Below are 21,372 nucleotides of genomic sequence, written 5' to 3'. Positions count from 1 at the left end.
TCTGCCACCGCGACCGATCGGCGCGCCGTCGGTCTCCGAGTGAAGCGATACCGCGCGCACACGCTATACCGGCCGTGTTGATTCGTCATGAGATTCATGTCACGGTCGGATCACCCGCAGGCGTTCACCCATTCGGACAGTCCGTCGGCGAACAGCTGGCGCTTCCAGATCGGGACTTCGTGTTTGATCCGGTCCACCAGTTCCGCGCACGCCGCGAACGCCGCGCCGCGATGCGCCGCCGCCACCGCGACGACGATCGCGCGGTCACCGATGCCGAGCGAGCCGACGCGGTGCACGGCCGCGACCGGCACACCGTGTGCGGCGGCGAGTTCCGCGCAGACCTCGCGCAGGAAACGCTCCGCCTGCGGGTGCGCGGAGTATTCCAGGGCCGAGACCGCCTGCCCGCCATCGTGATCGCGGACTTTCCCGGTGAACACCACGACCCCGCCGTAATGTGGTCCCGAGACCGCTTCCTCGACCTCCGCTGGGTCCAGCGGCTGGTCGCTGATCCGGGCGAGCCGGACCGTGGCCTCAGCCGTTGTCATGACTTCCACCTCCGGCGACTTGTGCGAGCAGATGATCCAGCAGCGGCTCCAGCACCGCGATGCCGTCCTTCACGCCACCCGGCGAGCCGGGCAGGTTCACGATCACCGAGCGCCCCGCCAGGCCGGCCACGCCGCGGCTCAGCGCCGCGAGCGGGAACTTCGCGGTGCCGCGCTGCCGGATCGCCTCCGCCACACCGGGTAGTTCGCGATCGAGCAGGGCGAGGGTGGCTTCGGGGGTCGCGTCGGTGGGGGAGGCGCCGGTTCCGCCGGTGCTGATGACGAGGGCGGGTTCGAAGCGCAGCGCGTCGGCCAGGCCGAATTCGATCTCGGCGTCGGCGTAGACCAGCGGGCCCCGCACCGAGAAGCCGAGGCCGGACAGCCAGTCCACGAGCACCGGACCGGTGGTGTCCTCGCGCGTGCCCGCCGCGACCCCGGTCGAGGCGACCAGCACCACGGCCGAGCGTTCCTCCGCGCCGAATTCGGGCTCGGCGTAGCCGGAGGTGTCCTGTTCGTCCCCATCGGCAGCGAAGTCCTCATCGATGACCGGCTCGATCTCCCCCTCGTCGGAGATCGTGTCGTCCGGGCGCTCCCAATGTCCGCGCTTGCCGCCTTCTTTGGCGAGCAGGCGCACGCCGGTGAGCACCGCGGCGGGATCCACCGCCTTCACCATGTCGTGCAGGGTGAGCCCCGCCACCGCGACCGCGGTCAGCGCCTCCATCTCGACGCCGGTGGGGCCCTTGGTCTTCGCGGTGGCCTCGATGGTGATGGCGGTTTCGGTGAAACCGAACTCCACCCGCACCGACGACAGCGCCAGCTGATGGCACAGCGGGATCAGTTCGGAGGTCTTCTTCGCCCCCGCGATGCCCGCGATGCGGGCGGTGGACAGCACGTCGGCCTTCGGCATGTCGTCGGCCCGCACCAGCGCGACCACCTCGGCCGTGGTGCGCAACTCGCCTGCCGCGACGGCGATCCGGGTGGTCTCGCTCTTCTCGCTCACGTCCACCATGCGGGCGCGGCCTTCGTGGTCGACATGGGACAGCTCGCTCATAAGGACCACACTCGCACAAGCGCCCCCGCGGGCAGCGCGGTGACCTCGGCGGGCACGTCGATCAGCACGTCGGCGTTCGCCATGGCCGCCACGAGATGCGAGCCGGGACCCGACACCACCTCGACCGCCCGCGGGCGTCCGTGCGCGGACAACCCGTCCGGATGCTCGCGGATCAGCTTGCCCCGGAGGAACTGACGCTTGCCCTCCGGCGAGCGCGCCACGGCGTCGACCAAGGGAAGTTCGTAGGCGTCCACCTCGGGAAGACCGGCCAGACGCCGCAGGATCGGGCGGGCGAACACCTCGAACGACACCATCGTGCTGACCGGGTTGCCGGGGAAACTGAGCACCGGCACCCCGTCGACGACGGTCAGCCCCTGCGGGCCGCCCGGTTGCATCGCGACCGAGCCGAACCGCCCGCCCAACGGCTCGAGCACGTCCTTGACCACCTCGAAGTCGCCCTTCGACACACCACCGGAGGTGAACACCACATCGGCACGCTCCAGCGCGGCCGACAGCAACGCGCGGAAACGCGCCGGATCGTCGCTGCTGTGCGCGACGGAGACGACCTCGACGCCGTTCGCCGCGAGCGCCGCGGCGAGCGCGACGCCGTTGGAGTTGTAGATCTGGCCGGGACGCAGCGGCTTTCCGGCCGCGACCAGTTCGTCGCCGGTGGTGATCACCGCGCCGCGCACCGGACGGAAGACCGCCACCTGCGACAGTCCCACCGCGGCCAGGGCGGCGACATGGCGGGGAGCGAGCGTGGTGCCCGCCCGTGCCAGCAGGTCGCCGGTGCGGACGTCGGTGCCCGGTTCCCGCACGAATTCCCCCGCGCCGCGGCCGCGTTCGATGGTCACCATGCCGTCGCCCGCGCTGGTGTCCTCCACCGGCACCACGCAGTCCGCGCCGGGCGGGATCGGCGCGCCGGTCATCACCTTCATCGCCGCGCCCTGCGGCAGCGGCGCCCGGCCGGCGGCGCCCGCGGCGACGACGCCGGCCAACGGCAGGGTGACCGGAGCGACGAGCACCGATTCGGCGCGCACCGCGTACCCGTCCATCGCGGAGTTGCGGAACACCGGCAGCTCGATCGGCGAGCGCACGTCTTCGGCCAGCTGCCTGCCCAGCGCCCGCGCGACCTCGACGGACTCGACCGCGCGCGCGGCCAGCGGCCGCAGCAGCTGTTCGATGCTGTCGCGGTAGTCGTCGACGGGCCTGGCCGAGACGCCGGCGGGCCGAGGGTTCATGGGAGTCAGCCTAACGCCCGATCCGGGCGGCTTTCCGCCTCCGCCGCCACGCCGCGGTCATCCGGCGCCGGGCGAGCCCTCACCGCCGATTCGCGGCCGCGGTGAGCCGGAGTCGAGCATTCCGCCCACAGACGAATCGGGACAGGCGGTCATAATGGACGTGTGACTCTGGTCGAGATCGGGATTCCCACGGTGCGTTCCGGGCGTCCCTCGCTCGCCGGCCGTCCCGACACCCCCTACTTGCTGGATCGTTTCGGACGCGTCGCCCGCGACCTCCGGGTGTCCATCACCGAGAAGTGTTCGCTGCGCTGCACCTATTGCATGCCGGAGGAGGGGCTGCCGGAGATTCCCCGGCACGAGCTGCTCACGGTGGACGAGATCGTCCGGTTGGTGCGCCTCGCGGTGCGCGAGCTGGGGGTGCGCGAGGTCCGTTTCACCGGCGGTGAGCCGCTGATGCGCCGCGACCTGGAACAGATCATCGCGGGCTGTCACGCCGAGGTGCCGGACATCCCGCTGGCCATGACGACCAATGGCATCGGGCTCGAGCACCGCGCCCTCGGGCTCGCCGCCGCCGGCCTGCACCGGGTGAACGTCTCGCTGGACACCGTCGACCGGGCCGGTTTCGCCCGGCTGACCCGTCGTGACCGCCTGGAGTCGGTGTTCGCGGGCATCCGCGCCGCTCGTGCTGCCGGACTGGCCCCGATCAAGGTCAATGCCGTCTTGATGCGCGAAACTCTCTCCGGAGCGCCCGATCTGCTGCGCTGGTGTCTGGACGAGAGCTGTGAGCTGCGCTTCATCGAGGAGATGCCGTTGGACGCCGACCACGAGTGGGCCCGCGCCAACATGGTCACCGCCGCGGAACTGCTCGGCGTGCTCGGCACGCGGTTCTCCCTCGCCGAGGTCGGCCGCCCCGACCCGTCGGCCCCCGCGGAGAAGTGGCTGGTCGACGGCGGCCCCGGCACCGTCGGCATCATCGCCACGGTGACCAGGAAGTTCTGCGACACCTGCGATCGCACCCGGCTCACCGCGGACGGCATGCTGCGCTCCTGCCTGTTCAGCGACCAGGAATTCGACCTGCGCCAGGCGCTGCGCTCCGGCGCGGGCGACGACGAGGTCGCGGCCCTGTGGCGCGGTGCGATGTGGAACAAGTGGGCAGGTCACGGCATCGACGCCGAGGGCTTCGTCCCCCCGGAGCGGACGATGGGAGCCATCGGTGGTTGAGATCCGCTATTTCGCCGCGATCGCCGACGCCGTCGGCAAGGACGGCGAGACTCTCGATCTCCCGGCCGGAGCGACGGTCGCCGACCTGCGCGCCGCCCTCGCGGCGACCTACGGCCCCGACCTGGACAAGATGTTGTCGGTGTGCGCCTACCTGGTCGGCGACGAGCTCACCCGCGACCCCGCGGTCGCGCTGAGCCCGCGCGTCGACGTCCTGCCACCCTTCGCGGGCGGATAGGCCGCGCGCCGAGGCGCTAGCGCCACCAGGTGTCCAGCGGCGACACCGGGACGGTGCGCTTGTGCCGGGTGTTGCGGAAGATGCTCTCCAGCCGTTCGGCGACCTCGGGGGTCACCTCCTTGCCCTCCAGGTAGTCGTCGATCTCGCTGTAGCGAAGACCGAGCGCTTCCTCGTCGGGCAGCGCGGGCCGGTCGTCCTCCAGATCGGCGGTGGGCACCTTGGACCAGATGCTGGGGGGCGCGCCGAGTTCCTGGAGCAGGGCGGCGCCCTGGCGCTTGGTCAGGCCGGTGAGCGGAGTCAGATCGACGCCGCCGTCGCCGTACTTGGTGAAGAATCCGGTGACCGCCTCGGCCGCGTGGTCGGTGCCGACCACGAGCAGGTTCTCCTGCCCGGCCAGCGCGTACTGGATCACCATGCGTTCGCGCGCTTTGATGTTGCCGCGCACGAAGTCACGCAGCTGGTAGTCGGTGCCCAATGCCGCCGCCGTCTCCGCGGCCGCGGCGTTCACGCTGGGCCGGACGTTCACCACGACCTGCCGGTCGGGCCGGATGAAGGTCAGCGCGGTCAGCGCGTCGGCCTCGTCGGCCTGCACGCCGTAGGGCAGCCGGACGGCGAGGAAGGTCGCGTCCCCGCCGTCCGCGCGCAGTTCCTCGGCCGCGAGCTGGCACAACCGGCCTGCGAGCGCGCTGTCCTGCCCGCCGCTGATCCCGAGCACGAAACCTCGTGCGGGCGTGGCGTTCAGATAGTCCTTGAGGAAATCGACCCGGCGGCGGATCTCGTCCTTCGGTTCGATCGTGGGCCGGACACCCAATTCGCTGATGATCTGTTCGCGCAGGTTCCCCATGGCGCCCGAGTCTACTGATGACTCAGCGGGCGACAACGCGCCGAACGACGCGCTCCCAGTTGTCCCCGATCTGCTCGCGGGTATAGCCGAGCACCTGCATCTGGTGCATGACCAGCGCCGCGCCCAGCATCGCCAGCAGCCAGTCGGCCACCAGAGCGACCTCGCCGGGCATCTCGGCCTCCCGCAACAGCATCGCGACGTGCGCGCGCAGCAACCCGTAGGGCGCACCGGAATAGCGGTCACCGGCCTCGCCGAGTTCGGCGGCGCGGTGCAGTTCGCCTTCCACCTCGATGTCGAGGAGTCTGGCCCGCCCGAAGGCGATCAGCCGTTCCACCGGAGGCGCCCCGGGGCCGAGCGGAGGCGGCCCGAAGATGAACGCCTCCTGGTACTTCCGCTCCGAGTGGTCCAGCAGCGCGAGCATCAGGCCGGATCTGCTGCCGAACCGCCGGAACACCGTGCCCTTGCCGACCCCGGCGCGTTTGGCCAGGGCGTCCATGGTGAGGCTGTCGACACCGTGCTCGCGCACCAGCTGCTGCGCCGCGTCCAGCAGGAGCCTGCGGTTGCGTGCCGCGTCGGCGCGTTCGGCGGGTTCCGCGGTGCCGGGCAACGGCGCGCCGACGTCGAGCAGCCGGGGCGCGCCGTCGGGGGACACGTCCGGTGTGGGGTAGTTCACAGCGCTCACGCAGACTCCGCGGGAAGTAATCGGACCACGGTCCGGTTAGTGTGTGGTGAACGTACGGACACCACCCATCAGTACACCAGGAGTCGTCATGAGCCAGACCCGCATTCTCGCACTCGTCGGCAGCCTGCGCGCCGCCTCGGTCAACCGGCGGATCGCCGAGGCCGCGGCGCACACCGCGCCGGAGGGGGTCGAGGTCACCCTCTACGAAGGGCTCGCCGACATCCCGTTCTACAACGAGGACATCGACGTCCCCGGCTCCGTTCCCGCGGCCGCCCAGGCGCTGCGCGACGCGGTCGCCGAGGCCGACGGCCTGCTGGTGGTGACCCCGGAGTACAACGGCACGCTCTCGGCGGTGCTGAAGAACGCGATCGACTGGGCCTCGCGCCCGTACGGCGCCGGCGCCATCAAGGGCAAGCCCGCCGCCGTGGTGAGCGCGTCGATCAGCCCGAACGCCGCGCAGTGGGCGCACGGCGACGCGGTGAAGGCGCTCGGCGTGGCGGGCGCGCGGGTGGTCGAGTCCGCGCACCTGCACTTCGGGGTCATCGGCGAGCGGTTCGCCGCCACGCATCCGCGCGACGACGCCGAGGCGCTGACCCAACTGGCCGGCACGGTGCGCGATCTGGTGGAGGCCACGCGCGGCGAATTGGCGTCGGTGTAAGCTCCTCCTCCGGTCTGAACGAGGGCCACCGCCGCGGGGCGCGGCGGTGGCCCTCTTCGTTGTCCCGGCGGTTTGCTGGAAGTAAGCTGACGCGCCGAAAAGTGATCTGCGCCACTGTTTGGTTCGGCGACGAATCGAGCGTGCTGGTACTTCTCTGCGTGGAATTTCATCAATGTGACTCGCTACATGTCGTGTTGTAGGAATCTGTCGGCCACTAGGTGTAGTGTCTTCGGTACTGGAAGACGGCCGGGAACCTCGCTCCGCACAGGCGGCTGATCAGGGGATTCCGGCCCGGATCCAGGAGTTTGCGCAGCATACGTCGGATCGTGCATTGCATACGGATCACAGGCTGTGGATCAGGCACAAGGAGAGAGGGATAGCAATGACCGTCACCGTGTACACCAAGCCCGCTTGCGTCCAGTGCAACGCCACCTACAAGGCCCTCGACAAGGCCGGGGTGGACTACGAGGTCATCGACATCTCGGAGAACGACGAGGCGCGTGACTACGTCATGGCACTCGGGTACCTGCAGGCGCCGGTCGTGGTGGCCGGAGACGATCACTGGTCGGGCTTCCGGCCCGACCGGATCAAGTCGCTCGCGACCGTGGCGGCCTGACGCTTCCACCGCATCCGGTTCATCCGAGGGACGAGCGCCGCGGCGCTCCTGGGAAGGGAAGGCCACCATGTCGGAGACGACGGCGCTGGTCTACTTCTCCAGCGCTTCGGAGAACACGCATCGCTTCGTCGAGAAGCTGGGTCTCCCGGCGACTCGCATACCACTGCACACCGCTGACTCACTGCGCGTAGACCGTCCGTACGTGCTGATCGTCCCCACCTATGGGGGCGGTCGGCACGTCCTGGGGGGCGCTCGTTCCGACAAGGACTTCGTGCCCAGGCAGGTCGCCAAGTTCCTCAACGATCCGCACAACCGCGCGTTGCTGCGCGGGGTGATCGCGGCGGGCAACACGAACTTCGGCGACACCTTCTGCTATGCGGGCGAACTCATCGCGCGCAAGTGCGGGGTGCCGTACCTGTACCGCTTCGAACTCATGGGAACCGCTGAGGACGTCGAACGCGTCCGAGAGGGATTGGGATTGTTTTGGCAACAGCAACGACAGCACCGGCCGGAAAGACAGCTCGCTTAGAGCAGCCCCCGGTGCGCGGCGGCGACGCGGGCGAGGTCCTCGACTACCACGCCCTCAACGCGATGCTGAACCTGTACGGTCCGAACGGGGAGATCCAGTTCGACAAGGACCGCGAGGCCGCCCACCAGTACTTCTTGCAGCACGTCAATCAGAACACCGTCTTCTTCCACAACCTGGACGAGAAGCTGGACTACCTGATCGACGAGAACTACTACGAGGCCGAAGTCCTGGAGCAGTACAGCCGCGAGTTCATCAAGAAGCTGTTCCAGCAGGCCTACGCCAAGAAGTTCCGGTTCCCCACCTTCCTCGGCGCGTTCAAGTACTACACCTCGTACACGCTGAAGACCTTCGACGGCAAGCGTTACCTGGAGCGGTTCGAGGACCGGGTGTGCATGGTCGCGCTCACGCTCGCCGCCGGTGACGAGGCGCTGGCGAGCAAGCTGGTCGACGAGATCATCGACGGCCGTTTCCAGCCGGCCACCCCGACCTTCCTGAACTCGGGCAAGAAGCAGCGCGGCGAGCCGGTGTCATGTTTCCTCCTTCGCATCGAGGACAACATGGAGTCGATCGGGCGCTCGATCAACTCCGCGCTGCAGCTGTCCAAGCGCGGCGGCGGGGTCGCCCTGTTGCTGAGCAACATCCGGGAGCACGGTGCGCCGATCAAGAAGATCGAGAACCAGAGCTCGGGCGTCATCCCGATCATGAAGCTGCTCGAGGACTCGTTCTCCTACGCCAACCAGCTCGGCGCGCGCCAAGGCGCGGGCGCGGTCTACCTGCACGCGCACCACCCGGACATCTACCGGTTCCTGGACACCAAGCGGGAGAACGCGGACGAGAAGATTCGGATCAAGACGCTCTCGCTGGGCGTGGTCATCCCGGACATCACCTTCGAGCTGGCCAAGAAGAACGAGGACATGTACCTGTTCTCGCCCTACGACGTGGAGCGCATCTACGGCAAGCCGTTCGCCGACATCGACGTCACCGAGAAGTACTACGAGATGGTCGACGACAAGCGCATCCGCAAGTCGAAGATCAAGGCGCGCGAGTTCTTCCAGACCATCGCCGAGCTGCAGTTCGAGTCGGGCTACCCGTACATCATGTTCGAGGACACGGTGAACCGGGCCAACCCGATCGCGGGCAAGATCACCCACTCCAACCTGTGCTCGGAGATCCTCCAGGTCTCCACGCCCTCGGAGTTCAACGACGACCTGTCCTACGCCAAGGTGGGCAAGGACATCTCCTGCAACCTCGGCTCGCTGAACATCGCCAAGACGATGGACTCGCCCGATTTCGCGCAGACCATCGAGGTGGCCATCCGGGCGCTGACGGCGGTGTCGGACCAGACCCACATCTACTCGGTGCCGTCCATCGAGCAGGGCAACAACTCTTCGCACGCCATCGGCCTCGGGCAGATGAACCTGCACGGCTACCTGGCGCGGGAACGGATACGCTACGGGTCCGACGAGGGCATCGACTTCACCAACATCTACTTCTACACCGTGGTCTACCACGCGCTCCGGGCCTCGAACCGGATCGCGATCGAGCGCGGCACGTACTTCGGCGGCTTCCCGGAGTCGAAGTACGCCAGCGGCGAGTACTTCGACAAGTACACCGATCAGGTGTGGGAGCCGAAGACCGATCGCGTCCGGCAGTTGTTCGCCGACGCGGGCGTGCACATCCCGACCCAGGACGACTGGCGTGAGCTGAAGGCCTCGGTCATGGAGCACGGGATCTACAACCAGAACCTGCAGGCGGTGCCGCCGACCGGGTCGATCTCCTACATCAATCACTCCACCAGCTCCATCCACCCGGTGGCGTCGAAGATCGAGATCCGCAAGGAAGGCAAGATCGGGCGCGTCTATTACCCGGCGCCCTACATGACCAACGACAACCTCGAGTACTACGAGGACGCTTACGAGATCGGCTACGAGAAGATCATCGACACCTACGCCGCGGCCACCCAGCACGTGGATCAGGGCCTGTCGCTGACGCTGTTCTTCAAGGACTCGGCCACCACCCGCGATCTCAACCGCGCTCAGATCTACGCCTGGCGCAAGGGCATCAAGACCCTCTACTACATCCGGCTGCGCCAGATGGCACTGGAGGGAACCGAAGTCGAGGGTTGCGTCTCCTGCATGCTGTAGTTCGACAGCGAAGACGGTGACGCGTCCCGTGCCGCGGGAAGCGTCACCGTCTTCTGCTGCCCAGAGCAGATCGAGTAGGCACGACGGGCTCGTTCTGGCTAGGTTCGCCGGTGTGGAGATGGTATCTGTCCTGCCGCAGCTGGTGGCGTTGCGGTTTTCCGAGGTGAACGACCTCAATGTCTACGTGTGGAACGATGACGCCGAGGTCACGCTGATCGACAGCGGCCTGCCGGGAAGCGCGGCGGACATCGAAAGTGGGCTGCGCGCACTGGGTTTCGGCACCGGCCAGGTGCGGCGGGTGATACTCACCCATGCCCACGACGATCACATCGGCTCAGCCGCCGACTTCGCCGAGTGGGGAGCCGAGATCTGGGCCCATCATGCCGACGCCGATGTCGTGCGCGGCGAACGTCCTCAGCCGGCTCCGGTGCTGCGCGACTGGGAACGCCCGATCGCCGACGCGCTGGAACCGGGGCCACGTCCCCGCCCTGCCCCGGTCCACCGCGAGCTGAGCGGCGGCGACGTACTCGACTTCGGCGGCGGCGCTGAAGTGATCGCTGTCCCCGGTCATACCGAAGGCAGTCTGGCGTTGCATCTGCCGCGTCACCGGGTGCTGTTCTCCGGTGATACCTTGGCCAACGTTCGTGGGGTCACCATGCCCGGTGTGTTCAATGTGGACAGTGCCGCCGTCGACGCGGCTGCCCACAGGCTGACCGAACTCGATGTCGACGTCGTCTGCGTCGGCCACGGTGATGTGCTGCGGGACCAGGCTCTGCGCGCGTGGCGGATCCGGCAGCCGGGACGCTGACGCTGATCACGGCACGGCGGTGAAAGCGCGTGCCCATGTGTCGGCGCCTTCGGTGTTGTGGGGCGACAGCCGACATCGGCTGCCGGGTTCGACCCGCGCCCGTCGACAGGTACAGCGGGTTCGCGGTACAGCCGACGGGTGGGCAACCGGCACAGCCGGGTGCCGCCGTCAACGTGCGGTGAGTCGTTCGCGTCTGGAATATGCTGGGCCGGAAGCGATCCGGTAGTGATGGGAACGATGATGACCGATCTCGGCGGCAACGGGAAGCCGCTCAGGCCGATTCACGACGCGAGCGTGCCGAGCAGCGCTCGAATATACGACTACGTCCTCGGCGGGAAAGATCACTATCAGGTGGATCGGGACGCGGCCGAGAAAGTGATCGCGGCGTTTCCCACCAGCAGGGTCGCGGCCCGGCAGAACCGGCAGTTCATGCACCGCGCGGTGAACGCGCTCACCGAGCTGGGCGTGACGCAGTTCCTCGACATCGGCACCGGTATTCCCACCGAACCGAACCTGCACCAGGTGGCGCAGGCGCCGACGCCAGAAGCGCGGGTGGTCTACGTGGACAACGACCCGATCGTGTTGTCCCATGCCCGCGCCCTGCTCACCGGCACCCCGGAGGGGCGCACCGCCTACGTCGACGCCGACCTGAAGGACCCGAAAGCGATCCTGTCCGCGTCCGAACTCCTCGAGACCCTGGATCTGGAGCGTCCCGTGGCGCTGAGCTTGGTCGCCGTGCTGCATTTCCTCAGCGACGAGGACGATCCCTACGGAATCGTCGAGACGTTGATGGATGCACTCGCGCCGGGGTCGTTCCTGGTGGTCTCGCACATCACCGCCGACCTCGAACCCGAGATGATGACCGAGGCGCTCGAGGTGTATCGGCAGAGCGGTGTCTATGCCCAGACGCGCACACGCGACGAGTTCGCCCGGTTCTTCACCGGGTTGGAACTACTGGACCCCGGAATCGTCGTCACCAACCAATGGCGACCGCAGGGCGAGTCGCCGTCGTGGCTCGACTCGCAAGTGAACTGCTGGAGCGCGGTCGGCCGCAAGCTGGGTTGATCCGCCGGCCGCGTCGGGCCGAGGGTATGTCGATCCGAGCGTGTGCGGCTGCAGCAATTGAAACGGAATGATCCGTTCTGATACTCTGAATCAGAACGAAGCATTCCGTTTCCAGAGGAGATCGCCATGAGCACCATCGAGCCCTTCCAGGTCGACATCCCGCAGGCCCAGCTCGACGATCTGGCCGATCGTCTGCGCCGCTGCATGTGGCCGGGCGAATTGCCCGGCGTGGGCGACTCCTACGGGGTGCAGGAGGACCGGGTGCGCGGCCTGGCGCAGTACTGGCTGGAGACCTTCGACTGGCGGGCGCTCGAGGCGAAGCTGAACGCCTACCCGCAGTTCACCACCGAGATAGAGGGGGAGAACATCTACTTTCTGCACATCCGGTCAGCTCGCGCGGACGCGCTGCCGGTGGTCCTCACTCACGGCTGGCCGGGCTCGGTGCTCGAGTTCCTCGACGTCATCGAGTCGCTGACCGCGCCGGAGTCTGCTGAGGATCCCGCCTTCCACCTGGTGATCCCGGCGCTGCCCGGCATGGGCTTCTCCGGCCCGACGCACAGCGCCGGCTGGACCATGCGGCGTGTCGCCAAGGCCTGGATCGAGCTGATGGATCGGCTCGGTTACCAGCGCTTCGGTGCGATCGGCAACGACGGCGGCTCGATGGTCTCCCCGGAGATCGGCCGCCTCGCGCCGGACCGGGTAGTCGGTGTCCATGTGACCCAGCTGTTCTCGTTTCCGTCCGGCGATCCGGCCGAGTTCATCGACCTCTCGGCGGAGGATCTGGCGGCGCTCGAGCACCTGAAGTGGTTCCAGGACAACAAGATGGCCTTCAACATCCTGTGCAGCCAGCAGCCGCAGACGCTGGCCTACGCGCTCTCCGATTCGCCGATCGGCCTGCTGGGTTGGAACGCGCAGCTTTTCGGTGCGAGTCTGGACGCCGATTTCATCATCGGCAACGTCGCCCTCTACTGGCTGACCGGCACTGCGGCCTCCTCGGTCCGGTACTACTACGAGGAGGCGCACAGCACCGACCGCCCGACCGGCCCGACCACGACCCCCACCGCACTCGCCATGTTCAAGGGCGATTTCCAGTCGATCCGCCGGTTCGCCGAGCGTGACCACAGCAACATCGTCAGCTGGAACTCCTACGATGCGGGCTCGGTGATCGGCGGTCCGAATGATGCCGCAGGCCACTTCGCCGCGCACGAGGCGCCCGAACTGCTCGTCGGCGACATCCGGCGGTTTTTCGCCGAAGTGGCCTGAAATCCGGCCGCGCCGGGCAGGTGAGCCGAAGGCGCCCTGCCCAAGGTGATCAACTCAGGGCCGGGAGCACTTCGCGTTCGAAGAGTTCGATGCCGGAGGTGTCGTAGGCGGATTCGGGGAAGTTGAAGATGGCGTAGCCGAGGCCGAGGTCGCGGACGCGCAGCAGGTTCTCGGTGATCTGTTCGGGGGTGCCGGTGGTGGCGCCGCTGCTGTACAGCTGCTCGAAGTAGGACTCGGTCGCCTCGGGGCCGATGACGGGGGTCAGGCGAGCTTTCAGCGCCGCGATGCGGTCCTCGACTTCGGCCTCGGTGGCGCCGATGACGACGTTGAAGTTGGAACTGCGGACGATCGCGTCGAAGTCGGTGCCGACGTCGGCGCAGTGCGCGCGCAGCACTTCGGACTTGTGGGTGAACTCGTCGGGATTGCCGCTGAAGTTGGTGTACTGGGCGTACTCGGCCGCGATGCGCAGCGTCTTCTTCTCGCCGCCGCCCGCGATCCACAGCGGGATCCCGTTCCGCTGCAAGGGGAGCGGGCGCACGATGGCGCCGTCCACCTGGTAGTACCTGCCGTCGAGCGTGGCCGAACCCGTGGTCCACGCCTGCCGGAGGATCTGCACGCCTTCGTCGAGGCGGCCCAGCCGTTCGCCCGCGGAGGGGAAGCCGTAGCCGTAGGCGCGCCATTCGTGTTCGTACCAGCCACCGCCGATGCCCATCTCGACGCGTCCGCCGGAGATCAGGTCGACCGTCGCGGCCACCTTCGCCAGGTAGGCCGGGTTGCGGTAGCTGATCGCGGTACACATCTGGCCGAGGCGCACGCGCGAGGTGGTCGCGGCGAACGCCGACATCAGGGTCCACGCTTCGTGCGTGGCCTCCTCGGTGGGCACCGGGACGGTGTGGAAGTGGTCGTACACCCACAGCGACTCCCACGCCGGGTTGGCGTCGGCGCGCTGGGCGAGGTCTCGCATCACCCTCCACTGGTCGGCGGGGTCGATACCCACCAGATCGAGCCGCCAGCCCTGCGGGATGAAGATGCCGAAGCGCACGAATATCTCCTTCGTGTGTACCCGAACCGCCGCGGCGAGCGCCGCGGCTTCCGTACCTCACTGTTACCAGTCCACCGCGGTCTGGCAACCGTTCGGCGCTCGGCGCACCGAATTCCGCGCCCGCCGCCGACCGCGAATGATGCCCGACCGGCCAGGAGGCGTTCGTGCCCGACGCTCAGCGGGGGACGCGGTCGGTCGGCACTTCGGGGCGTGTCACGGCGACCACGGTCAATAGGTAGTCCAATCCTCGGAACTCGTCCGGGTTCGTCGTGAACAGCGGCAGCGCTTCGGCGATCGCCACGGCGGCGATCATCCGGTGACAGCGCGGAATCGGCCGGGAGCGTGTGCGCCCGGCCGATTTCGCGCGATCGGTGACTACGCGCCGGTGAACTTTGCTCCGGCCACGGACTTCGACGGCTGGCCGTCGACGCCGACCGGGATGTCGCCCTCGAGGGTGGTGCGGTACAGCACCCGGGTGACATCGAGATGGTCCAGATCGCTCGGGGCCAGGTGCGCGGTGACCCGGTTGTCCCAGAACGCGAGGCTGCCCTTCTGCCAGCGGAAGCGGACCGTGTAGGCGGGATTGGTGACCTCGTCGAACAGCGGCCACGAGGTTGGTCCAGCCGGTGTCGCCGCCGCGCTCCGGGGCGATCTCGGCGCGCAGGATGGAGGCCGCGGGCGGGTTGATCAGCGCGGAGACATCGGTGTGCCAGTGGTTGGTGTAGCTGTGCTTGCGCACGCCGAACCGCTTCTCGTACAGCCTGCTGTCGACCGCGAGGATCTCGGGGTACTCCGTCGGCGCGTCGTCGTCGTAGGGGTGCGACGGCGTGACCGCGCCGAAGCGCCGGGAGAAGGCGATCTGCTGCGCGTGATCGATGTGCTGATCGCGGAAGAACAGCACCTTGTAGGTGTGCAGGGCGTCGGTGATGGCCGCGACCTGCTGGTCGGTCAGCGGCTCGCGCAGATCGACGCCGGAGATCTCGGCGCCGATGTGACCGGCGACGGGAGCGACGTGCACCGCGTCGTCGGTGGCGGTCGGGATGGGGGTTTCGTGTACTGCGGTCATCGGGAGAACTCTTTTCGAACTAGCGGATCGGGCCGGCGTCAACCGGAGATGCGGGGTCTGCGGCAAGGCGACAAGCACTGCCGCAGACGCGCATGAAGTCGACGACGCGACGTCTGGTCAGCGCCTGCACGACGGCTGCCTTCCTGGCGCGACGCGGGCGGCCACGGCTCAGGAGCCGGCCGGGGCGCGCCACCGTGACAGGCGGCGTTCGAGGGCGACCAGCAGGCCGTTGAAGGCCAGACCGAGCAGCGAGATCGCGAGGATGCCCGCGTACATGTTCGGGATCGCGAAGTTCTGCTGCGCGGCGGTGATCAGATAGCCGAGCCCGGCCCTGGCCCCGAACATCTCGGCGGCCAGCAGCACGAGGATCGAACTGGCCGCGGCCATCCGCAGACCGGTGAAGATGGACGGCAGCGCCGCGGGCAGGATCACCTTCTGGAACAGCCGGATCGGCGAGAAACCCAGGGAGGCCGCCGATTTGACCAGCAGCGGATCGACGGTGCGCACGCCGGTGATGGTGTTCAGCAGGATCGGGAAGAAGCTCGCGTAGACGACGATGGCGACCTTCGAGGTCTCGCCGATGCCGAGGATCAGCAGGAACACCGGCAGCAACGCCAGCGCCGCGGTGTTGCGGAACAGTTCGAGGATCGGGTTCAGGAAGTCCGCGACCGGCTTGTACCAGGCGATCGCGATGCCAACCGGAATACCGGCGACCAACGCGAGCGAGTACCCGGCCAGCGAACGGCTCAGGCTCGCCGAGAGGTGAGTCCACATCTCCCCGCTGGCCACCAAGTCGGCGAACGCCTGGGCGACCACGGAGAACGGCGGCAGGAACACCTCGTCCACCAGTCCCAGCGTCGGGGCCAGCTGCCACAGCAGTAGGAACAGGGCGATGACGACGGTCGGCTTGAACACCCGCCAGGCCAATCGGCGCACCGCCCGGAGGGCCTGCGTCGTGGCGGTGGGCGCTGCCTCGGCCGTGCGCACCGGGCCGGGCCGGGCCGGCGCGGCGGCACTTCCCCGTACCGGCCGCTCGCGCAGCTGAATGGCACTAGACATCGGCCGTCCTCTCGGTGGTGGATTCGATCTCGGCCGTGTGGGCGGACAAGGACTCCAGTTCCAGGCTCGCGGCCCGCTGGACCTCGCTGTGCAGCAGCGTCCAGATCTCGTGGCGGTAGTCACGGAAGCGCTGGGAGGAGCGGATGTCCTCGTCGGTGCCGCGGTCGATCTCGACGTCGACGATGGCCTTGATCCGGCCGGGCCGCGAGGTCAGCACGGCCACTCGCTGACCGAGGTACACCGCCTCGTCGATGCCGTGGGTGATGAAAAGGACGGTCTTGCCGGTGGCCCGCCAGATGCGTAACAGCTCGTCCTGCAAAGACTCCCGCGTCTGCGCGTCGAGCGCGGCGAACGGCTCGTCCATCAGCAGTACCTCCGGATCGAACGCCAGACTGCGCGCGATCGCGACGCGCTGCTTCATGCCGCCGGACAGTTCGTGCGGGTAGCGATCGCCGAAGCCGGACAGCCCGACCAGCTCCAAGTAGTGCTCGGCGAGTTCGCGGCGCGCCTTGCGGCGCAACCCCTTGGCTTCCAGCCCGAATTCGATGTTGGCGCGGGCCGTTCGCCACGGCAGCAGCGCGTACTGCTGGAAGACGATGCCGCGATCCAGGCCCGGGCCGGTGATCGGCTTGCCGTCCAGCAGGATCTCACCGGAGGTCGGTTTGCTCAGGCCGCCGAGCAGGTCCAGTAGCGTGGACTTGCCCGAACCGCTCGGGCCCACCAGCACCAGGAACTCGCCCTCGCGCAGCTCCAGCGAGATGTCCCGCAGCGCGGTGAACCGCTCCTGCGAGCCGCGCACCGCGAACTGTTTGCCCACCGCGGTGAGCGATAGTTTCGTCGCTGTGGTCATTTCGCGGCCACCACCTCTCCGGTCGGTCCCGCCTCCGGCTTGTACTTGCCGTTGGCGTAGGGGTTGAACTTGTTGGTGAACAGATCCGCGGCCTTCAACTTGCCGTTGGGCAGTTCGCCGTTGCGCACCAGCCAGTCGATCCAGATCTGCAGTTCTTTCTCCGCGACCACCCCGCCCTGCGCCGGGATGCCTGAGCTGTGCCAGTACGGCACCAAGCTGGTGTTCTCGTTGCGGCCGCGCTTGCCGATGATCTGGACGAACCGCTCGCGCACCTGATCACGCGGTGTCACCTGGAGCCAGCGGATCGCGCGCGCGGTGCCCTGCACGAAGTCCTCCACCGCTTCGGGATTCTTGGCGATGTAGTCGTTGCGGAAGACGTAGGTGCCGTAGTCGAACGTGCCGAAGATGGCCTTGTCGGTGTAGAGGGGGTGGATGCCGCCGCGCTGCAGGGCGTTGTCGCGGAAGACACTGCCCAAGGCCGCGACGTCGACCTGTCCCTTGCGCAGCGCCTCCTCGGTGTTGGCCGGAGGCACGACGATCAGCTGCACCTGCTTGATCTCGTCCCCGGTGAGGCCCTGCTGATGCAGCCACTCCCTGGTGATGAATTCGTGGTGCGCGCCGAGGGTGTTCAGCGCGACCTTCTTGCCGATCAGATCACGCGCCGAGGTGATGCCGGAATCGTCGCGCACGTAGTAGCCGGTGAACGATTGCTCGTCCGCGCCATAGGAACTGAGCACCGAGGTAACCTTCGCGCCTCCCGCGATCAGCTTGACCACCGCGCCGTTGAACGCGCTGCCGAATTCGACCTGGTTGGTCGCCGCCGCCTGGATATTGGCCGGGCCACTGGTGGTGTCGCCTTCCCAGTGCAAGCTGATCTTCGTGAAATAGCCGAGGTCGTCGGCCAATTCGACGGGGCTCACCTGCCCGGTGGCGCCCTGATAGCGCAGCACGGTCTTGCCGTCGGCGGTCTTGGCGGGTGCGGACTCGCCGCAGCCGGTGAGCACGGACAGGCCGGTGAGTACCGCTACGGCGGCGGAGAGAGCGCGGGCGACGCGCCGGGACGATGGGGGGAAAGGCATTGTTGTTCTTTCGAAGACGAGAAGACGCCGTGCGATGTGACGCCCGGCGTCCGGAGACACCACAGCGGGAGCGATGCGGCGGTGGACGACCGTGCGGGATCCGGTCGCAGATGCGGGCCGCGATGCTTCAGCGGCAACAGATTCCGTGCGAAACGCGCATGAAGTCGACCGCGCGACGGCGGATCAAGGCGGTGGCTGTCGACACTTCGAAACTTCCGTGAGCTGAACTGGTGTGGGGGGCGCCCGATGGTTCGGGGCACTTGCCTGGCAAACACTGTCCCGGCTCCCAAGCATGGGAGCAACAGTTCGACGCCGACTGCGTATAACCCTGTCTTACCGCGGCCGATGGCCTATGAACGGGGCCGGGGCTTCGTGGTGTGGCTCGCGACGCGCCGACACCGGTGCGGAGCGGCGTCGGTCACAGCGGACCGTCGTATGGTGATCATCGTCTCCGAAGCGATGTAAGCTGCACGAGGACGTTTTCGCGTTCCAGTGATGTTGACCCGAACGGTGCGGATACCGAGATCCGCGGCGACGACGAGAGGGAGGTGGGGTAGCGATGCGCAGCGAACCTCCCAGTCGAAGGCCGCGCGGCGCCGCCCCTTCGCATTCCTAGTCAGGTCGCGACGGCAGGGGCCGGCGCCCGCGGTGTGAATTCGCGTTCTCCGTTCACTCACGCATGTGCTGAGGTCCTCTCATGTCGCAGACCGACATCATCGAAGTACGTCCGACGCTGTCCGAATCCCTGCAGGACATCGTCGAAACCCGCCGCGTGGACGCCGCGCTGGACTGGCTCGGCAACCACCCGCCGCATGTCATCGCCGACCAGCTCGCCCGGATGGACGCCGTGCGGGCCGGGATGGCGTTCCGCCTGCTCGACAAAGATCTGGCGCTGGCCGTCTTCGAGGAACTCGAGCCGGTGGACCAGCAGCAGATCCTGCAAGGGCTGCGCGATCAGAGTTTCCGCGACCTGGTCGAGGGCATGGCGCCCGACGATCGCGCGCGCATGCTGCGCGAGGCGCCCGCCAAGGTCGCCAAGAAGGCGCTGGCCGGGCTCAGCCCGCGCGAGCGGCGGATGACCGCGAGCCTGCTCGGCTACCCGGAGGGCTCGGCGGGGCAGTACATGACGCCGGAGGTGGTGGCGCTGCCGCGCGACCTCACGGTGGCCGAGGCGCTCGGCATGGTGCGGGCCAAGGGCGGCAACGCCGAGACGGTCTACACATTGCCTGTCGTCGACGCGGGCAGGCGGCTGACCGGCATCGTCGAGCTGCGCGAACTGGTGCTCAGCAAGCCGGAGACGATGGTGTCGGAGCTGGTGGTCACCGAGCCGGCGTTCGCGCGCGCCACCGATGCCGCGGAGAAGGCGGCCCGTCTGATGCGCGAGACCAACGACATCAACCTGCCGGTGGTGGACAGCGAGGACCGGTTGGTCGGGCTGCTGACCATCGACGACGCGGTGGAGGTGATCGAGGCCGCCGACAGCGAGGACGTCGCGCTGCAGGCCGGGTCAGCGCCGTGGGAAGGCCACTACATGGCCGCCGGCGTGTTCCAGCTGGCCCGCTACCGCGCGCTGTGGCTGCTGCTGTTGCTGTTCGCGGCGACCCTCACGGTGAGCGTGACCGACTTCTTCGAGGGCACCTTGCAGCAGGCGGCGCATCTGGCGCTGTTCATCCCGCTGCTGATCGGCGCGGGCGGCAACGCGGGCGCACAGGCCGCCACCGCCTGCGTGCGCGCGGTGGCGGTCGGCGAGGTGCGGGCGTCGGACCTGTTCCGGGTGATCTGGCGGGAATGCCGGGTCGGTCTGGTGCTCGGGTCGTTGCTGGCGTCGGTCGGCCTGGCGATCGGCGCCCTGTTCGTCGGTCCGCGCATCGCGTTGGTCGTCGGCATCACGCTGGTGCTGATCTGCGGCTGGGCCGCCACCATCGGCGGCACCATGCCCCTGCTGGCCAAGAAGCTGCGCATCGACCCCGCGGTGGTCTCCGCTCCGATGGTCACCACCCTGGTCGACGCCACCGGCCTGATCATCTACTTCACGACGGCCAAACTGGTGCTCGGCATCTGAGGTGCGGTGTGCGCGACGATCGCGGTCGATTTCGCCCGCGTGGAGTGCGCGCTGGAGCGTGGATTCATCGATGGCAGCCGTACCGGTGAGATGGCGGGCCTGCGGCCGGAGAACGCGCAGGGGCCCGGCATTACCGCCGGGCCCCGATGCGTTTCACCTGCTCAGAATTCCCAGTCTTCGTCCTCGGTGTTGACGGCCTTGCCGATGACGTAGCTCGAGCCGGAACCGGAGAAGAAGTCGTGGTTCTCGTCGGCGTTGGGGGACAGCGCCGAGAGGATGGCCGGGTTCACCTCGGTCTCGTCCTTCGGGAACAGGCCCTCGTAGCCGAGGTTCATCAGCGCCTTGTTGGCGTTGTAGCGCAGGAACTTCTTGACGTCCTCGGTGAGGCCGACCTCGTCGTAGAGGTCCTGGGTGTAGTCGACCTCGTTGTCGTAGAGCTCGAACAGCAGCTCGAAGGTGTAGTTCTTGAGTTCGTCGCGCTCGGCCTGGGTGACCAGTTCCAGGCCCTTCTGGTACTTGTAGCCGATGTAGTAACCGTGGACCGCTTCGTCGCGGATGATCAGCCGGATCATGTCGGCGGTGTTGGTGAGCTTGGCCCGCGACGACCAGTGCATGGGCAGGTAGAAGCCGGAGTAGAACAGGAAGCTCTCCAGCAGCGTCGAGGCGACCTTGCGCTTGAGCGGATCGTCGCCCTTGTAGTACTCCAGCACGATCTCGGCCTTGCGCTGGAGGTTGCGGTTCTCCTCCGACCAGCGGAACGCCTCGTCGATCTCGCGGGTGGAGCACAGCGTGGAGAAGATCGAGCTGTAGCTCTTGGCGTGCACCGACTCCATGAACGCGATATTGGTGAGCACCGCCTCTTCGTGCGGGGTGAGCGCGTCGGGGATCAGGCTCACCGCGCCGACCGTGCCCTGGATGGTGTCCAGCAGGGTCAGGCCGGTGAACACCCGCATGGTCAACTGCTTTTCGTCGGCGGTCAAGGTGTTCCACGACGGAATGTCGTTGGAGACCGGGACCTTCTCCGGCAGCCAGAAGTTGCCGGTGAGCCGGTCCCAGACCTCGGCGTCCTTTTCGTCGGGCACCCGATTCCAGTTGATGGCCGACACCCGATCGATAAGCTTCATCCTGCCTCCACGCCTTTCCCGAGCACGCTGCCGTCACGGAATATCTACCTTCGGAACACTACTCCTTGTGGCCGACATGTCCGCTCAGCACAACACCTTGTGTCGCCGCGGCAGGTGTCCTACCGGCGGGAGACCGCAGGGACACGCCGCGCGCGGCCCTTATTGTGCGGCACGCGCGCGTGGGGGACCGC

21 protein-coding genes and 1 pseudogene are annotated in these 21,372 nt (G+C 67.8%); 10 read left to right on the top strand and 12 right to left on the bottom strand.

Going from position 1 to position 21,372, the window contains the following annotated elements; all coding sequences use genetic code 11:
- Positions 1 to 110: 110 nt before the first annotated feature.
- The 3 genes from ACH49X_RS06145 to glp are packed head-to-tail and all read right to left on the bottom strand — an operon-like array spanning position 111 to position 2,834.
- Positions 111 to 545, bottom strand: coding sequence for a molybdenum cofactor biosynthesis protein MoaE (locus ACH49X_RS06145; protein ID WP_195078551.1), 435 nt, complete (start codon positions 543 to 545; stop codon positions 111 to 113).
- On the bottom strand, positions 532 to 1,593 hold the full coding sequence (moaCB, locus tag ACH49X_RS06140) for a bifunctional molybdenum cofactor biosynthesis protein MoaC/MoaB (protein WP_357208197.1): 1,062 nt from the start codon (positions 1,591 to 1,593) through the stop codon (positions 532 to 534). The genes ACH49X_RS06145 and moaCB overlap by 14 nt, the downstream gene beginning before the upstream one ends.
- Entirely contained in the window at positions 1,590 to 2,834 is a 1,245-nt protein-coding gene (glp, locus tag ACH49X_RS06135; protein ID WP_357208200.1) for a gephyrin-like molybdotransferase Glp, read from the bottom strand. Before glp ends, moaCB begins: the two co-directional genes overlap by 4 nt.
- 162 nt (positions 2,835 to 2,996) lie before the next feature.
- Here glp and moaA point away from each other — a divergent pair, with 162 nt between their 5' ends.
- Entirely contained in the window at positions 2,997 to 4,055 is a 1,059-nt protein-coding gene (moaA, locus tag ACH49X_RS06130) for a GTP 3',8-cyclase MoaA (RefSeq protein WP_357208201.1), read from the top strand.
- Entirely contained in the window at positions 4,048 to 4,290 is a 243-nt protein-coding gene (locus ACH49X_RS06125; RefSeq protein WP_195078555.1) for a MoaD/ThiS family protein, read from the top strand. The genes moaA and ACH49X_RS06125 overlap by 8 nt, the downstream gene beginning before the upstream one ends.
- Positions 4,291 to 4,306: 16 nt before the next feature.
- On the opposite strand, the gene nadE is transcribed toward ACH49X_RS06125, so the two are convergent.
- Together nadE and ACH49X_RS06115 are read right to left on the bottom strand one after the other, a co-directional pair.
- Positions 4,307 to 5,134 (bottom strand): ammonia-dependent NAD(+) synthetase, encoded by an 828-nt coding sequence (nadE, locus tag ACH49X_RS06120; RefSeq protein ID WP_357208204.1) that lies wholly within the window; start codon positions 5,132 to 5,134, stop codon positions 4,307 to 4,309.
- A gap of 22 nt (positions 5,135 to 5,156) precedes the next feature.
- The gene (locus tag ACH49X_RS06115) at positions 5,157 to 5,762 is read right to left on the bottom strand and encodes a TetR/AcrR family transcriptional regulator (RefSeq protein ID WP_195078907.1); all 606 of its coding nucleotides are present in this window, start codon (positions 5,760 to 5,762) and stop codon (positions 5,157 to 5,159) included.
- A 142-nt stretch (positions 5,763 to 5,904) separates the two neighbouring features.
- On the opposite strand from ACH49X_RS06115, the gene ACH49X_RS06110 reads away from it, so the two are divergent.
- From ACH49X_RS06110 to ACH49X_RS06080, 7 genes are all read left to right on the top strand, one after another.
- On the top strand, positions 5,905 to 6,474 hold the full coding sequence (locus ACH49X_RS06110) for an NAD(P)H-dependent oxidoreductase (RefSeq protein ID WP_067797830.1): 570 nt from the start codon (positions 5,905 to 5,907) through the stop codon (positions 6,472 to 6,474).
- Between the two features lie 382 nt (positions 6,475 to 6,856).
- A complete protein-coding gene (locus ACH49X_RS06105; protein ID WP_039799742.1) occupies positions 6,857 to 7,090 on the top strand; it encodes a redoxin NrdH in 234 nt (77 codons plus the stop codon).
- Between the two features lie 67 nt (positions 7,091 to 7,157).
- On the top strand, positions 7,158 to 7,619 hold the full coding sequence (nrdI, locus tag ACH49X_RS06100) for a class Ib ribonucleoside-diphosphate reductase assembly flavoprotein NrdI (RefSeq protein WP_195078557.1): 462 nt from the start codon (positions 7,158 to 7,160) through the stop codon (positions 7,617 to 7,619).
- A gap of 62 nt (positions 7,620 to 7,681) precedes the next feature.
- Complete coding sequence (nrdE, locus tag ACH49X_RS06095) at positions 7,682 to 9,763, top strand: class 1b ribonucleoside-diphosphate reductase subunit alpha (protein WP_323124229.1); 2,082 nt, start codon at positions 7,682 to 7,684, stop codon at positions 9,761 to 9,763.
- 118 nt (positions 9,764 to 9,881) lie between these two features.
- On the top strand, positions 9,882 to 10,571 hold the full coding sequence (locus ACH49X_RS06090; RefSeq protein ID WP_195078908.1) for an MBL fold metallo-hydrolase: 690 nt from the start codon (positions 9,882 to 9,884) through the stop codon (positions 10,569 to 10,571).
- A 138-nt stretch (positions 10,572 to 10,709) separates the two neighbouring features.
- On the top strand, positions 10,710 to 11,636 hold the full coding sequence (locus ACH49X_RS06085) for an SAM-dependent methyltransferase (RefSeq protein ID WP_357208206.1): 927 nt from the start codon (positions 10,710 to 10,712) through the stop codon (positions 11,634 to 11,636).
- A 126-nt stretch (positions 11,637 to 11,762) separates the two neighbouring features.
- Positions 11,763 to 12,899, top strand: coding sequence for an epoxide hydrolase family protein (locus ACH49X_RS06080; protein WP_195078559.1), 1,137 nt, complete (start codon positions 11,763 to 11,765; stop codon positions 12,897 to 12,899).
- A gap of 49 nt (positions 12,900 to 12,948) precedes the next feature.
- Here the strand turns inward: ACH49X_RS06080 and ACH49X_RS06075 are convergent, their stop codons facing one another.
- The 6 genes and pseudogenes from ACH49X_RS06075 to ACH49X_RS06050 all read right to left on the bottom strand — a co-directional run bounded on the left by ACH49X_RS06075 (position 12,949) and on the right by ACH49X_RS06050 (position 17,995).
- Positions 12,949 to 13,941 (bottom strand): LLM class F420-dependent oxidoreductase, encoded by a 993-nt coding sequence (locus ACH49X_RS06075; protein WP_357108445.1) that lies wholly within the window; start codon positions 13,939 to 13,941, stop codon positions 12,949 to 12,951.
- A gap of 175 nt (positions 13,942 to 14,116) precedes the next feature.
- Positions 14,117 to 14,242: a hypothetical protein gene (locus ACH49X_RS06070; protein ID WP_357108448.1), complete on the bottom strand. Its 126-nt coding sequence runs from the start codon at positions 14,240 to 14,242 to the stop codon at positions 14,117 to 14,119.
- Between the two features lie 74 nt (positions 14,243 to 14,316).
- A pseudogene (locus ACH49X_RS06065) lies at positions 14,317 to 15,007 on the bottom strand (TauD/TfdA dioxygenase family protein).
- 168 nt (positions 15,008 to 15,175) lie between these two features.
- Complete coding sequence (locus ACH49X_RS06060) at positions 15,176 to 16,066, bottom strand: ABC transporter permease (RefSeq protein WP_357208209.1); 891 nt, start codon at positions 16,064 to 16,066, stop codon at positions 15,176 to 15,178.
- The gene (locus ACH49X_RS06055; RefSeq protein ID WP_195078563.1) at positions 16,059 to 16,916 is read right to left on the bottom strand and encodes an ABC transporter ATP-binding protein; all 858 of its coding nucleotides are present in this window, start codon (positions 16,914 to 16,916) and stop codon (positions 16,059 to 16,061) included. Before ACH49X_RS06055 ends, ACH49X_RS06060 begins: the two co-directional genes overlap by 8 nt.
- Entirely contained in the window at positions 16,913 to 17,995 is a 1,083-nt protein-coding gene (locus ACH49X_RS06050) for an ABC transporter substrate-binding protein (protein ID WP_357108455.1), read from the bottom strand. The genes ACH49X_RS06055 and ACH49X_RS06050 overlap by 4 nt, the downstream gene beginning before the upstream one ends.
- A 697-nt stretch (positions 17,996 to 18,692) precedes the next feature.
- On the opposite strand from ACH49X_RS06050, the gene mgtE reads away from it, so the two are divergent.
- The gene (gene mgtE / locus ACH49X_RS06045) at positions 18,693 to 20,057 is read left to right on the top strand and encodes a magnesium transporter (RefSeq protein ID WP_195078565.1); all 1,365 of its coding nucleotides are present in this window, start codon (positions 18,693 to 18,695) and stop codon (positions 20,055 to 20,057) included.
- Positions 20,058 to 20,218: 161 nt separating this feature from the next.
- On the opposite strand, the gene nrdF is transcribed toward mgtE, so the two are convergent.
- Positions 20,219 to 21,181 carry a class 1b ribonucleoside-diphosphate reductase subunit beta gene (gene nrdF / locus ACH49X_RS06040; RefSeq protein WP_159838446.1) on the bottom strand — a complete coding sequence of 321 codons (963 nt, stop codon included), beginning with the start codon at positions 21,179 to 21,181 and terminating at the stop codon, positions 20,219 to 20,221.
- Between the last annotated feature and the right edge of the window lie 191 nt (positions 21,182 to 21,372).

It is taken from the genome of Nocardia sp. NPDC019323 (genome assembly GCF_044389845.1).
In the GTDB taxonomy this organism is placed as follows: Bacteria; Actinomycetota; Actinomycetes; order Mycobacteriales; family Mycobacteriaceae; genus Nocardia; species Nocardia implantans.
This window is presented reverse-complemented; position numbering and strand designations above follow the sequence as displayed.